The organism is Micromonospora sp. II (assembly GCF_001709195.1).
In the GTDB taxonomy this organism is placed as follows: domain Bacteria; phylum Actinomycetota; class Actinomycetes; order Mycobacteriales; family Micromonosporaceae; genus Micromonospora; species Micromonospora chalcea.
In genome coordinates this window covers 439926-453641 of record NZ_LYXF01000024.1, presented here as the reverse complement: position 1 = coordinate 453641, position 13716 = coordinate 439926, and the positions used below count along the sequence as shown (strand labels likewise).

Here is a 13716-nt window from a genome sequence, read left to right as displayed (position 1 = left end):
CGACACGACTCCGAGGGGAGACACCATGATCGGGAAGAGAGCGGCCGGGGTGCTGGCGGCGGGACTGCTCGCCGCCGGGTTCGGGGTGGCGTACGGCCCGCCGGCACAGGCCGCCAGCGGCCACTACGCCATCGTCAACTACGGCAGCGGCAAGTGCCTGGAGGTGGACCGGTCCGGCGCCCCGTCGTCGCTCGGCGGCCGGGTCGTGCAGCGCACCTGCGACGGCCAGGCCGTGCAGCGCTGGTCGCCGGTGGGCAGGGACACCTACACGTTCGTCAACCAGTTCAGCGGCATGTGCGTGGACGTCCGCAACGGGGTGAACGCCGACGGCACGCCGTTGCAGCAGTGGGCCTGCACCGGCACGTCGAGCATGAAGTGGACGGTCGACCCGAACTCGTTCGCGGGGGTGCACCAGATCAAGTCGCAGGTCGGTGGCCGGTGCATGGACGTGCGGAGTGGATCGGACGCCGACGGCGCGACGGTCCAGATCTACCGCTGCACCGGGTTCGGCAACCCGGCCCAGGTCTGGTCGTTCGCGGCGGTCTGACCGGCGCGGATGCGGCCCGTCCCCAGGGGTGAGGGGGACGGGCCGCACGATCGTCAGCGCCAGGTGTCGGTGACGGCCCGGGTGCCGCCGGCCGGCGTGGTGAGCGTCCGGTTCGCGCCGGACTCCCAGGTCACCGTCCCGTCCGGGTTCTTCTTGACGTACTTGTACTCGACAGCGGTGTTCGCGGGCAGGTCGACGGTGGCCCGCCAGACCGGGTACGCGGCCGAGGAGAGCGCGACGGCGGCGGCCGGGTTCCAGCCGCCGAGCGCCGGTATGTTGCCGACGACGAACACGTTCTGCCCGTAGGCGGTGGTCACGGTGACGGAGAACGTGGTGGCCACAGCCGTGGAGACCGTGTCACCGCGGAACGTCTCGGTCACCGCGTACGTGCCGGTGGCCGGCGTGGTGAGCGTCCGGTTGGCGCCGGACTCCCAGGTGACCGCGCCGGCGGCGGTCAGCTTGACGAACTTGTACTCCACCGCGGTGGACCGGGGCAGGTCGACGGTGGCACGGTAGACGCCGCCGCCCTGCGCGGTGAGCTTGACGCCGCTCGCGGGCGTCCACGACCCGAGCGCGGAGATGCTGCCGACGACGCGGACGTCCTGCCCGGCGGCCAGGTTCGCGGTGACGGTGAACGTGGTGGCGATCCGGTCACCCGGGCTCACCGTGGGGGACACGGTCGGCGAGGGCGACACGGTGGGCGACACGGTCGGGGAGGCCGACGGGGACGGGCTCGCGCCCGGCCGGGCGTTCACGTGGATCGCGACCGCGTCGTTGGCCGGGAGGGTCACGGTGGCCCGGCCGCCGGACACGGTCACCGTGGAGCCGGTGCAGCCGCTGCCGGTGGCGACGCCGGAGATGACGTCGCAGTACCGGCCATCGGCGAGCCCGGTGGTGAAGGTGGCGGTGGTGGCGGAGCCGGAGTCGTTGATGCCGATCCACGCCCGGTCGCCCCGGTGGAAGCCGATCACGTTGCTGTTCACCGTGGTGAAGTCCGAGACGGTCTTCACCGGGCGGGCGGCGTTGGCCCAGCCGACCATGCCCTTGACGCCGGTGGTGCGGCTCAGGCAGGTCCAGGCGGCGCCGCAGACCGTGTCGGTGACCCGTCCGGTGCCGTCGTGCGGCGGGGACTGGTTGCGGTTGGACCAGGTGAAGCTGTCGTAGACCGACGGCTTGCCGTGCGGGTAGGCCAGCGCGAAGTAGTTGGCCAGCACGTAGTCGGTGCCGTTCTTGTACGACAGCACCACGCCGTCGCGCTCCAGGTCGTGGTTGGTGACCATGGCGAAGACGTTGGCGCCGGGCGCGTCGAGGTTCCAGTTCGGCACGTTGGCCAGCGCCGAGATGGAGCCCTGGAAGGCCGAGCGGATGCCCTTGGCGTACGCGAAGTCGAGCACGTCGCCGTTGGCGATGTACGCGCGGGCCTGCAGCGCGGAGTTGCTCGCCCCGTCGAAGATCTCCTGCGCGACGTACGGACGCCGGCCCTCGACGACCGTGTTGTTCAGCTTGCCGAGGATGGCCGCGAAGTCGTCCTTGCGGATGTGCTTGACCGCGTCGACCCGGAAGCCGTCGACGCCGAGCCCGATCAGGTCGTTGAGGTACGCGGCGATCTTGTTCCGGACCGCTTCCTTCTCGGTGTACAGGTCCGACAGCGACAGCAGCTCGCAGCTGGTCACCTGGGCCTCGTTGTTCCAGTCGTTGATGGCGCCGCCGGTCGGGCAGTTGTCGCCGGGACGGTGGAAGTCGCCGTCGCCGTACGGCACGGCCGGGTAGCTGTAGCCGGAGAACTCGGTGCCGGCGTAGCCGCGCGTACCGGCCGGGTTGTTGGTGCCGGCCATGTGGTTGACCACCGCGTCGACGTAGACGCGCACACCGGCGTTGTGGCAGGCGGTGACCATCGCGGCGAACTGCTGGCGGTTGCCGAACCGGCTGTCCAGCTTGTACGACACCGGCTGGTACACCTCGTACCACGGGTAGGCGCCGTCGGCGCTGGCGGGCAGCTTCACCGACTCCTGCGGCGGTGCCACCTGCACCGCGCCGTAGCCGGCCGGTCCGAGGTGGTCGGTGCAGGCGGCGGCGACCGAGGTCCAGTTCCATTCCCAGAGGTTGGCGGTCACCTCGCTGTCGTTGAGTACGACGGCGGCGCGGGCGGGTGCGGCGGTGGTGGTGGCAGCCGCGACGGCAACCGTGCCGGCCGCCGCGACGAGCGCGGCGGCGAGCAGCAGGCGACCGGCACGGCCACGGGGGTGTGGCCTGACGGAAAGCATGGTTGGGGGACCTCTTCCGTGGGTTCGAAAGGGTGAGCGGGGGGTGGGGCGGCCGTCCCGGGTAGCGAACACGATGCGCCATCCATGAAAGTCTTTGCAAGAGCTTGCGGCAAAGTTTTCGAAACCCGCAGGCAACACGAGTGGGATCAGATCCCCGACCACCAGCGGCGATCCACGCTGGACCGAGCAATCCGGCGCTCGACCGAGATCCCGACGCTCGGGACGAAACAAACCGCTTCGCGGGACGACCGCAACTTCTGAGCAGATTTTCCAACGTTTGCGGGCCGGGTGTGCGCCGCTGATCCCCGACACCCGCCGGACACGGGACGAGCCCCGGTCCGTCGCGGCGCGACGGACCGGGGCTCGCTCGGAGACGGCGGATCAGGCCAGGTCGAAGCGGTCCAGCTCCATGACCTTCGTCCAGGCGGCGACGAAGTCACGCACGAACTTCTCCCGCGCGTCGTCGCTGGCGTAGACCTCGGCGAGGGCCCGCAGCTGCGAGTTGGAGCCGAAGATCAGGTCGACCGCGGTGGCGGTCCACTTGACCTGGTCGGTGGCCAGGTCCCGGATCTCGTACACGTGCTCCTCGGACTCCGACGCCTTCCACCGGGTGCCCGGGGAGAGCAGGTTGACGAAGAAGTCGTTGGTGAGCACGCCGGGCCGTTCGGTGAGCACGCCGTGCGACGCGCCGCCGACGTTGTTGCCGAGCGCGCGCAGACCGCCGACCAGCACGGTCATCTCCGGCGCGGTCAGGTTCAGCATGTACGCCCGGTCGACGAGCAGCACCTCCGGCTGGGTCTTCTCGCCCGGCCGCAGGTAGTTGCGGAACCCGTCGGCGCGCGGCTCCATCACCCGGAACGACTCGACGTCGGTCTGCTCCTGGGTGGCGTCGGTACGCCCCGGGTGGAACGGCACGGTCAGCTCGACGCCCGCGTCGCGCGCCGCCTGCTCGACAGCGGCCGAGCCGGCCAGCACGATCAGGTCGGCGAGGGAGATCTGGGCGCCGCCGGCGGCGTTGAACTCCTGCTGGATGCCCTCCAGCGTCGCCAGCACGGTGGCGAGCTGCTCGGGCTGGTTGACCTCCCAGTTGCGCTGCGGCTCCAGGCGGATCCGCGCGCCGTTGGCGCCACCGCGCTTGTCGGTGGAGCGGTAGCTCGCGGCCGAGGCCCAGGCGGTGGAGACCAGCTGGGCGGTGGTGAGACCGGACTCCAGCACCTTCGCCTTGAGCGCGGCGACGTCGGCGTCGTTCACCAGCTCGTGCGCGACGGCCGGCACCGGGTCCTGCCAGAGCTGGGCCTCCGGCACCCACGGGCCGAGGAAGCGGCTGACCGGGCCCATGTCACGGTGCAGCAGCTTGTACCAGGCCTTGGCGAACGCCAGCGCGAACTCGTCCGGGTTCTCCAGGAACCGGCGGGAGATCTTCTCGTACGCCGGGTCGACGCGCAGCGACAGGTCGGTCGTCAGCATCGTCGGCTTGTGCTTCTTCGACGGGTCGTGTGCGTCCGGGATGATCGCCTCGGCGTCCTTGGCGACCCACTGCTTGGCGCCACCCGGGCTGGTGGTCAGCTCCCACTCGTAGCCGAAGAGGATCTCGAAGAACCGGTTGGACCACTGCGTCGGCTTGTCGGTCCACGTCACCTCGAGACCGCTGGTGATCGTGTCGCCGCCCTTGCCCTCGCCGTACGTGCTGAGCCAGCCCAGACCCTGCGCCTCCAGCGGCGCGGCCTCCGGCTCGGGGCCGACGTGCTGGTCGGCGGGGCCCGCGCCGTGGGTCTTGCCGAAGGTGTGGCCGCCGGCGATCAGCGCGACGGTCTCCTCGTCGTTCATCGCCATTCGGCGGAACGTCTCGCGGATGAAGTGCGCCGCCGCGAGCGGGTCGGCGTTGCCGCGCGGGCCCTCCGGGTTGACGTAGATCAGACCCATCTCGGTCGCGCCGACGCCGGCCACCATCTCCTTCTCGGAGGCGTAGCGCTCGTCGCCGAGCCAGGCGTCCTCGGGGCCCCAGAAGATCTCCTCCGGCTCCCAGACGTCCTCACGGCCGAAGCCGAAGCCGAAGGTCTTGAAGCCCATCGACTCCAGCGCGACGTTGCCGGCGAGCACCAGCAGGTCGGCCCAGGAGATCTTCTGGCCGTACTTCTGCTTGACCGGCCAGAGCAGCCGGCGGGCCTTGTCCAGGTTGGCGTTGTCCGGCCAGCTGTTCAGCGGGGCGAACCGCTGGCCGCCGTCGCCGGCGCCACCGCGGCCGTCCTCGATGCGGTAGGTGCCCGCGGCGTGCCAGCTCATCCGGATCATCAGGCCGCCGTAGTGGCCGAAGTCGGCCGGCCACCAGTCCTGCGAGGTGGTGAGGACCTCGGTGATGTCCCGCTTGAGCGCCTCGACGTCGAGCTTGGCGAACTCCCGGGCGTAGCTGAACTCCGGGCCGAGCGGGTTGCCCTTGTCCGAGTGGGCGTGCAGCACCGACAGGTCGAGCTGGTTGGGCCACCAGTCACGGTTGCTGCGCGGACGACCGCCGGTCTTCGGGGTCGGCGAGTCGATCGCAGGGTTCTCGCTCTCGCTGCCGTGCGCGGTAACGGAGTCGTGCGCGACCGGGCAGCCGGCCGCCTCCTTCGCGTCCACGCCCTGCGGGCTGACGGGCCGGTTGTCCTGGGTGTCGCTCATCTGTTTCCTTCCGAACTGGCGGATCACTGGGCGGTGCGGTCGGCCGCGCAGCCGGGGCAGGCGCCCCAGTAGACGACCTCCGCCTCGTCCACCACGAAACCGTGGTCGTCGGAGGCGGTGAGACAGGGGGCGCTGCCGACGGCACACTCGACGTCGGCGATGGCGCCGCAGGAACGGCACACGACGTGATGGTGGTTGTCTCCCACCCGAGACTCGTAGCGGGCCGTGGCGCCGGCCGGCTGGATGCGCCGGATCAGCCCGGCGTCGGTGAGGGCCCGCAGCACATCGTAGACCGCCTGGTGGGACACGGTGGGCTGCTCCGCGCGGACCAGCGCGATCACGGTGTCGGTGTCGACGTGCGGGTGGTCGCGCAACGCCGCGAGCACCGCCAGCCGGGGCCGGGTCACCCGCAACGAGACCGCCCGGAGCTGCGTCTCGAAGTCGGCCGTCATGCGACGACCTTAGCCCGGTCTTTTGGAATGAATCAAGTTTCTGCCCAGGTGTGTCGGCCGCCACCGCGGCCGTCCGCGCACACGAAAACGGGGGTGCCGCGCCAGGCGCGGCACCCCCTCCCCGGAAGAGGGCTCAGGCGGCTGAGCAACTCGCGGTGGGCGTGTTGCTGTTGCCGTTCTTGTAGAGCGTGATGCCGAAGTTGTTGCCGTTGCCGTTGGGACGCGCGGTGAGCGTGCCGCTGGTGCCGCTGACCGAGGCGTTCCAGCTGTTCTGCAGGCTCTGGCCGCCCTGGGTCTGGATGCTGACGACCCAGTTGCTGGTGCCGCTGACCGAGAAGGTCACGTTGAACCGGTCGCCCCACTCCTCGGCCCGGCTGACGCTGACCGTGCAGCCGCCGTTGTTCGGCGGCGGGGTGGTCGGGTTACCGCTGGTCCCGCCGATCGTGATGTTGGAGTTGCCGCTGCTCTGGTAGCCCTCGGTGGCGAGGATCTGGTAGTCGTGCGAACCGAGGTTCATGCCGTAGCGGGACCAGGCGTCGAAGTGGTTGCCGGCGGTGATGGTGCCGCCCACGCGCTTCGACTGCCGGACGCTCCAGTACTGGTAGAACGTCCGCGTGCCCTCGATCGAGGGGGCGTTGACCCGCTGGGTGCGGTAGATGTCGTACGTGCCGCCGTCGGAGGACACCGAGCCCATGTAGCCGCTGCCCGGCGGGCGCCAGCTGCCCCAGCTGTCGACGATGTAGTACTCGACGAGCGGGTTGCGGGTCCACCCGTAGAGCGTCAGGTACGCGTTGCCGGACGGGTTGAAGCTGCCGGAGTAGCTGACCGTGCGGCGGCCGCCCGGGTTCCAGCCCTTGCCGGCGACGAAGTTGTTGATGTTGCTCCACTGGGTGCTGTACTGACCACCGTTGCCCATGGTCATGGAGACGTTGCCACTGTCTTTCCAGAAGGAATAGAAGTAGCCGTTGTTGGTGCCGGTCGAGTTCGACGTGACGGTGGTGTCGGCGTAGGCCGGGCCGGACGTGACCGCCGTCGTCCCGGCGGCGATCAGCGCCACGGCACAGGCGCCGCCGAAGAGCATCCGGAGGCGTCCGCGCCTGCGGTTGCCCGTGCGGACGGGGGCGTCGTTCATGGACGGGTTTCCTCCCTGTGACCGGCTGGCGCGGCCAGCCGGGTGGCACGAGCCGCATGTGGCCGTCCGCTGGTGGACGGCGGGACGGGCGACTGCGCGCCACGGCGGTGGACGGACATCGACGTCAATCGAGATACGCCGATGGCCACAGTATTGGAGGCTCATTTCTCCGTGTCAACAAGTTCCGGAAATGTTGTGGAAACCCGAAGTAGCACAAATAGGGCTTAGCGCTGCCGGGTGAGGCTGTCGCAGCCCTGCCGGAGGTCTCTTGAACGAGCCGAGTAAGCGATGGTGACCGGAAGTTTCGGCGGCTTTCCGGATCAAGGCCGGGCCCGCGCCGGGCACCGCTACCCGGTCGAGCCCAGCATCACCCCGAACACGCCGCAGCAGGCCAGCCCGCCGACGACGAGCGTGACGAGGGCGACCGAGTAGTTCGACCACAGGCCGAACCGCGTCACGTCGGTGCCGTACCCGTCGTGCACCCGGTTGCGCCAACCGCCGAAGCGGAACACCAGGTGGTGGGCGGCTCCCGGCTGGACCATGAGCGACGTGGTCATCAGCGGGACGCCCATGAAGTCGGTGTAGCGGACGTCGTGCCCGCCGGCCGGGACGGCGACGTGCCACGTGCCCTCGCCCGGGATCGCGACCACCTGGCGGTCGATCTTGAAGCGGCTGGTGACCGGCGCGGGAATCATGTACGGCCCCCGGTTCACCGAGACCACGAGCACTCCGCAGCCCGGCGGCGGGGCGATCGGGTGCGGGTAGGCGATCAGCGGGACGACGCCGTGCATCGGCGGGTACGGCTGCGAGGGGAGGTAGGACACGGCCAGATTCTGGCACGGCCGCGCCAGGTGTCGATCTCCCCCGCTCAGCCGGCGCCGGGCGCCGCGGCGCCGGCGAGCAGGCGCTGTCGCATCAGGAACTTGCGGACCTTGCCGGTGGGTCCCATGACCACGTCGTCGTCCGGGATGGTCACCACCCGGCGCAGCGTCGCGGCCACCGCGGGGCCCAGCGCGGCCCGGACCCGGTCGGTGCGGTCACGCGCCGGATCCGCGTCCTCGGCGAGCAGGAGCAGCACGTCGGTGACGGTCGTGCCGTCCTCGGCCGCCGCCGCGACCACAGTGCAGTCACGGACGTCCGGGCAGTGCCGCAGGACGCGCTCCTCGGACAGCGCGGTGTACAGCCAGGTCCCGCCGCCCAGGTCGACCGCGTCGCTGGCCCGGTCGACGTGGTGGTAGTCGCCGGCCTCGTCGCGGTACATCAGGTCGCCGGTGAGGTAGTAACCGCCCAGCCGGGTGCGGTACGTGGTGACCGAGTCGTTCCAGTACCCGAGCGCCAGCGTCGGCGACTTCAGGCCGACGTGCCCCACCTGCCCCGGCGCTACCTCCTCACCGGTCTCCACGTCGAGCAGCACGATCTCGGCGAACGGGTACGGCTTGCCGACACAGCGGTCGTACCGGTCGCTGCCCAGCCGGTGGGTGATCCGGAACGCGCCGTGCCCCATCTCGGTGGAGCCGAGCATGTCGACGAACTTCGAGCCGGGGGCGTCCACCATGCCGTCGCGGGTGTACGTGGGATGGCTGCCGACCGCGACCAGCCGGCGTACGTGCGACTCGTGCGCGCAGTCTCCGGTGTTGAACCAGTTGCGCACCGAGCTGAGGTCGCGGGTGGTGAGGTCGACCCGGGCCAGCTCGGACCAGGTCACCGCGAAGCCGAAGACGCCGGTGGGGCGCCACCGTTCGATCGCGGAGAGGATCGTCTCGGCGCTGCGCGCGAACGGGCCGCCCTGCGCGGACAGGCACAGCAGCTGGTAGCCGTTGCAGAGCGCCTGGTTGAGCGTGATGATGCCGGCGGCGTGCGCGGCCGGCAGCGCGGACATCTCCCGCACCTCGCCGTACGGCCGGGACTCGGTGAGCCGGACCGCGCGGATCGCGGCGAACAGGCCGTGGTGCGAGTGGACGATCGCCGCCGGCACCCGGGTGGTGCCCGAGGAGTGGGTGATGACCACCGGGTCCTGCGGGTGGTGCCGGTGGTGCGGCGGGGCCTGCGCCGGGTCGCCCGCGCCGGTCTGCGCCGCGTCGCCGAGGACCGGCGCGCCGAGGTCGTGCCCGGCCAGGGCGGCGTGGTCGGCGTCGACCACCACCCCGGCGGCGCGCAGCCGCCGCACGAACTCGGCCGCCAGCTCGATCGGCATGTTGCCGTTCATCAGCGCCGGGATCGCGCCGAGCCAGGTCAGCGCCAGGAAGTTGAGGAACACGTCCGGCGCCGAGGTCACGTACACCGCGATCGGGTCGGCCCGGCGGACGCCGCGCGCCCGGAACCACGCCGCCCGCGCCGCGACCCGCTCGGTCAGGGTGGCGAGCGACAGCGGCGTCCAGGCGGGGATGCCGTCGACGTCGACGTCGAACGTCACCCGGGGCATGTCCATGTCGGCGCCGTGCTCGGCCAGCCGGAGCAGCACGTTGCCCGCGCCCAGCTCCATGTCGGCCGCCAGCGTCGCGCGGAAGTTGTCGGCACCCAAACGAGTCGCCTCCTCAGCTGACACACGTCACGGCCGCGCCGGCGGCGTACCGGCCGCCGGGCGGGGACACGATCAGGCTAGAGCGCCCGCCACGCTGAGACAATGCTCGATGTACGCTCGGTCAGGAGACGTCGCGGTTGAACAGCCGCGACGACCAGAACAGGCTCGCCGCGGCCAGCCCGGACATGATGAGCGCGCCCTGCCAGACCACGCTCTGGGTGATCTGGCCGGCGAACAGCGCCCGCATGCCGTCGGTGGCCCAGGCGAACGGATTCCACACCGCGACCCGCTGGATCCACATCGGCGCCAGCACGAGCGGGATGAGCACGCCGGCCAGCAGCGACACCGGCTGCCCGACGGTGTTCACCAGCACGCCGAGGCTGTTCTCGTTGCGGACCAGCAACGCGATGTCGTACGAGATCGAGGTGCTCAGCAGCACCATCACCGACAGCAGCGCGTACGACACCAGCAGGTTCGCCAGGTGCACCCGCAGGCCGAACGGCAGCGCCACGAGCGTGACCACCATGGCCTGCACCACGTTGAGGCACACGTGCATCAGCGCCCGGCCCAGCAGCAGGCCGGTCCGGCTCACCGGCGTCACCCGGCACCTGTCGATGATGCCCGCGCGCAGCGCGCTGAGCAGCCCGTAACCGGCGAACAGGCCGCCGAACAGGCCCATCGCCACGAACAGGCCGGGTACGTAGATGCGGTACGCGTCGGCGTAGGTCGAGGCGCCCCGGTCGACCATCACCACCTTGAGGAACGGCGCGAAGAGGATCAGGTAGGTGATCGGCTGGGCCAGGCTGAACGCCACCATCACCGGGTTGCGCACCATCAGGCCGGCCTCCTGCTGGAAGATCAGCCAGGTGTCGCGGACGAGCTTCACGCCGTACTCCTCTCGGCGCCCGGTCACTCGGCGAGCGACCGGCCGGTCTTGGCCAGGAACACGTCGTCGAGGCTGGGCCGGCGGGCCTCGATCGCGCCGGGCTCGATGCCCCGGTCGTAGAGCGCCCGCATGACCTGCGGGATGGCCGTGGCGGCGCTGTCGACGTAGAGCCGCAGCGTGCCGTCGACCGGCTCGGCCGCGTGCACGTACGGCGCCTCGGCCAGCAGCTTCGTCGCGGCCGGCAGGTCGCCGCCGGTCTCGTCCGCGACGTCGGCGGCGGCGAAGTCGACGGCGACCACGTCGCCGGAGATCTCGCGCTTGAGCGCCGACGGGGTGCCCTCGGCCACGATCCGCCCGGCGTCGATGATCGAGACGCGGTCGCAGAGGCTGTCGGCCTCGTCCAGGTAGTGCGTGGTGAGGAAGATGGTCATGCCCTCCTCGCGCAGCCGCCGTACCTCCTGCCACATCCGGACCCGGCTGGGCGGGTCGAGCCCCGCCGTCGGCTCGTCCAGGAACATCACCTGCGGCGAGTGGATGACGCCGAGCGCGACGTCGAGGCGGCGGCGCTGCCCGCCCGAGTACGTCTTGATCTTGCGGTCGGCGAAGTCGTCGAGCTGGAACGCGCGGATCGCCCCGGCGGCCAGCTCCTGCGCCACCGACTTGGACAGCCCGTGCATCCGGGCCTGGAGGACCAGGTCCCGCCGGGCGGTCGAGTCGTCGTAGGTGCCGCTGGCCTGCGCCACGAAGCCGATCCGCCGCCGCACCTGCGCGGGCGCGCGCAGCAGGTCGACCCCGGCGATGGTGGCCGCTCCCCCGCTGGGCCGGATCAGCGTGGCGAGCATCCGCAGCGTGGTGGACTTGCCCGCGCCGTTCGGGCCGAGGAATCCGACGATCTCGCCGCGCCGGACCGCGAAGTCGACGCCGCGTACCGCCTCGACAGTGGTGGCGCCGCGGCCACGTCCGACCCGGAAGGACTTGCGTAGGCCGGTGGCCTCGATCATCGAGCCTCCTCGTGCGGCGCGACGCCGGCGCGGGTGCGTCAGGTCAGGCTAGTTCGGCCCCGACGGTTGGACAACGGTCGATGCGTCAGTGTCGGGAGCCGTGCGTGCCAACACGGCGAGACGTGCCGCCGCCGCGCGGGCGCCGCCGGCCGCCGCGAACGACTCCCCCACCCGGCGCGCTCCCGCCCGGTACGCGGGTTCGTCGAGCACCGCGCTCAGCGCGGCGGTCAGCTCCGCCGGGGTCGCGGAGCCGAAGGAGACCTCCAGTCCGGCGCCGGCCCGGCGCACCTGCCGCGCCACCGCCGGATGGTCGTGCCGGATCGGCGCGACCACCACCGGCACACCGTGGGCCAGCGCCTCGGACACGGTGCCCAGCCCGCCGTGCGACACGAGGGCGTCGAGCCGGGGCATCAGCTCGAGCACCGGCACCCGGGGCGCGACGAGCACGTGCGGCGGCGGGTCGGGCACCAGTCCGGCGCCGGCGGTGAGGATCACCTGGACCCGGTCGGCGAGCGGCGCGGTCGCCGCCGTCATCCGCCGGTAGAAGTCGGCGGCGAGGTGCTCGGCCATCGTGCCGACCGTGACCAGCACGTGCCGGCGGCCGGGATCCCATGCCTCCCAGGCGAACGCGGGCGCGTTCGGCCGCCGTCCCAGCGCCGGCCCGGTGAGCACGCAGCCCGGCGGCAGCGGCGCCGGGCCGGTGAGCGCCGTCGTGGTCAGGCCGATCACGAGGTACGGCGAGAAGCGCAGGTCGATCGTCTCGTCCACGGGCAGGTCGGTCATCGCCCACACGCGGCGGACCTGGGCGTCCACCCAGCCGGTGAACTCGGGCATCTCCTCGGTCGGCGGTGTCAGCTCCAGCATGCCGACGCAGAACGTCGCCCACGGCAGCCCGCGGCGGTGCGCGGCGAGCGCGCCGGCCAGCGCGTACTGGTCGGCCACCACCACGTCCGGCCGGTACCGCTCGACGGCGGCGTCGGCGGCGTCGCGGATGAACCGGTTCGCGGGCAGCACGTGCCCCTCCCAGAGGCTGCGCACCGAGGCCATCCCGGCCGCGTCGTCGGGGCGGTAGTAGCGCTTGCCGGTGGGGAACAGCGTGGCGTCCGGGCCGACCAGCGGGCGCAGATCGCTGCGCGGCCCGACCCAGGCCACCTCGTGCCCGGCCGCCTCCAGTTCCTGGGCGATGGCGACCGGCGCGTTCAGATGGGACTCCACCGGCAGGACGACGAACAGGAAGCGAGCCACGTCGATATGATCGCACGCGCGTTGACATCCATCGGCGTCACTGATCTGATCCGTGTCGTGACGGTTCGCGCATGACGGCCATCGAGGCCGTCTCGGTGTTCCTGCCGCAGCGCCGGGTGCCGGTCGAGAGCCTGGCCGCGCCACTGGGCCTGAGCGACATGCAGGTGCGCCTGTTCCGCCGCTTCCACGGCCTGACCGAGGTCCGCCGCGACCCCGGGCTGTCCCTGACCGACCTGCTGCTGCGCGCCGCGCACGGCCTCACCGCGCTGCACACGCTGCGGCGGCGGGTGCGGTTCGTGGTGTACGGGCGGGCCTTCCCGGTGGTCACCCCCTACCCGGTCAACCCGCTGCACGAGGTGTGCCGCACGCTCGGGCTGGGCCACGCGCTCGCGTTCACGCTCACCCAGCAGTCCTGCGCCAGCGCGCTCGCCGCGATCGACGTGGCCGGGTGGCTGCTCACGTCCGAACCGGACACGCCGGACGGCCCGCCGCTGGCGCTGGTGCTGACCGGCGAGAAGGCGTTCACCCGTGACGCCCAGTTCATCCCGGAGACGTCGGTGTTCAGCGAGGGCGCCTCGGCCTGCCTGCTCAGCGCCGGTGGCGGCCGGGACCGGCTGCTCGCGTACGCCTGCCACCAGCGGGGCGAGTTCGACGTGGCCGGCGGCGAGTCCCCGGCGCGGTTCCAGCGGGCGTACCGGCCGGCGCTGGCCGAGGTGATCGGCCGGGCGCTGGAGCAGTCCGGCACGACGCTGTCCGAGCTGCGGCTGGTGCTGCCGCACAACGTGAACCTGATGACCTGGAAGCGGCTGTGCCGGCTGATCGGGCTGCCGCTGGACCGGGTGCTGCTGGACAACGTCACCGAGACCGGGCACGTGTTCTGCGCCGACGCGTTCGTCAACTACCGCACCGCCCGGCAGCGCGACCTGCTCCGGCCCGGTGACCGCTATCTGGTCGCGGCGGTGGGCGCCGGGGACGGCGCGACGTTCGCCGCCATGGTCTTCGAGCACTGA

11 protein-coding genes are annotated in these 13716 nt (G+C 71.6%); 2 read left to right on the top strand and 9 right to left on the bottom strand.

Features of this window, described 5'->3' with window-relative positions; genetic code table 11:
- Positions 1-25 precede the first annotated feature (25 nt).
- Positions 26-547 (top strand): RICIN domain-containing protein, encoded by a 522-nt coding sequence (locus A8711_RS13795; protein ID WP_043323284.1) that lies wholly within the window; start codon positions 26-28, stop codon positions 545-547.
- 53 nt (positions 548-600) lie between these two features.
- Here the strand turns inward: A8711_RS13795 and A8711_RS13790 are convergent, their stop codons facing one another.
- The 9 genes from A8711_RS13790 to A8711_RS13750 all read right to left on the bottom strand — a co-directional run bounded on the left by A8711_RS13790 (position 601) and on the right by A8711_RS13750 (position 12706).
- The gene (locus A8711_RS13790; protein ID WP_069088430.1) at positions 601-2811 is read right to left on the bottom strand and encodes a carbohydrate-binding module family 20 domain-containing protein; all 2211 of its coding nucleotides are present in this window, start codon (positions 2809-2811) and stop codon (positions 601-603) included.
- A 381-nt stretch (positions 2812-3192) separates the two neighbouring features.
- A complete protein-coding gene (gene katG / locus A8711_RS13785; RefSeq protein ID WP_069088429.1) occupies positions 3193-5469 on the bottom strand; it encodes a catalase/peroxidase HPI in 2277 nt (758 codons plus the stop codon).
- Between the two features lie 23 nt (positions 5470-5492).
- Positions 5493-5921 (bottom strand): Fur family transcriptional regulator, encoded by a 429-nt coding sequence (locus A8711_RS13780; RefSeq protein ID WP_030499126.1) that lies wholly within the window; start codon positions 5919-5921, stop codon positions 5493-5495.
- A 133-nt stretch (positions 5922-6054) separates the two neighbouring features.
- Positions 6055-7053, bottom strand: a complete 999-nt coding sequence (locus tag A8711_RS13775) for a glycoside hydrolase family 11 protein (protein WP_064445607.1) — start codon at positions 7051-7053, stop codon at positions 6055-6057.
- A 347-nt stretch (positions 7054-7400) separates the two neighbouring features.
- Positions 7401-7877 (bottom strand): hypothetical protein, encoded by a 477-nt coding sequence (locus A8711_RS13770; protein ID WP_069088428.1) that lies wholly within the window; start codon positions 7875-7877, stop codon positions 7401-7403.
- A gap of 44 nt (positions 7878-7921) precedes the next feature.
- Positions 7922-9574, bottom strand: coding sequence for a class I adenylate-forming enzyme family protein (locus tag A8711_RS13765; protein ID WP_083297009.1), 1653 nt, complete (start codon positions 9572-9574; stop codon positions 7922-7924).
- Between the two features lie 121 nt (positions 9575-9695).
- On the bottom strand, positions 9696-10460 hold the full coding sequence (locus A8711_RS13760; protein ID WP_030499122.1) for an ABC transporter permease: 765 nt from the start codon (positions 10458-10460) through the stop codon (positions 9696-9698).
- A gap of 23 nt (positions 10461-10483) precedes the next feature.
- A complete protein-coding gene (locus A8711_RS13755; protein WP_043323273.1) occupies positions 10484-11461 on the bottom strand; it encodes a daunorubicin resistance protein DrrA family ABC transporter ATP-binding protein in 978 nt (325 codons plus the stop codon).
- A gap of 48 nt (positions 11462-11509) precedes the next feature.
- On the bottom strand, positions 11510-12706 hold the full coding sequence (locus tag A8711_RS13750; RefSeq protein WP_069088427.1) for a glycosyltransferase: 1197 nt from the start codon (positions 12704-12706) through the stop codon (positions 11510-11512).
- 71 nt (positions 12707-12777) lie between these two features.
- Between A8711_RS13750 and A8711_RS13745 the strand changes: the two genes are divergently transcribed.
- Positions 12778-13716: a 3-oxoacyl-[acyl-carrier-protein] synthase III C-terminal domain-containing protein gene (locus tag A8711_RS13745; protein WP_069088426.1), complete on the top strand. Its 939-nt coding sequence runs from the start codon at positions 12778-12780 to the stop codon at positions 13714-13716.

What these genes read in the sequence shown, in the direction of transcription:
- A8711_RS13795 (WP_043323284.1), top strand. Translation starts at nt 26, where the DNA reads ATGATCGGGAAGAGAGCGGCCGGGGTGCTGGCGGCGGGACTGCTCGCC.
- A8711_RS13790 (WP_069088430.1), bottom strand. Translation starts at nt 2,811, where the DNA reads ATGCTTTCCGTCAGGCCACACCCCCGTGGCCGTGCCGGTCGCCTGCTG.
- katG (WP_069088429.1), bottom strand. Translation starts at nt 5,469, where the DNA reads ATGAGCGACACCCAGGACAACCGGCCCGTCAGCCCGCAGGGCGTGGAC.
- A8711_RS13780 (WP_030499126.1), bottom strand. Translation starts at nt 5,921, where the DNA reads ATGACGGCCGACTTCGAGACGCAGCTCCGGGCGGTCTCGTTGCGGGTG.
- A8711_RS13775 (WP_064445607.1), bottom strand. Translation starts at nt 7,053, where the DNA reads ATGAACGACGCCCCCGTCCGCACGGGCAACCGCAGGCGCGGACGCCTC.
- A8711_RS13755 (WP_043323273.1), bottom strand. Translation starts at nt 11,461, where the DNA reads ATGATCGAGGCCACCGGCCTACGCAAGTCCTTCCGGGTCGGACGTGGC.
- A8711_RS13745 (WP_069088426.1), top strand. Translation starts at nt 12,778, where the DNA reads ATGACGGCCATCGAGGCCGTCTCGGTGTTCCTGCCGCAGCGCCGGGTG.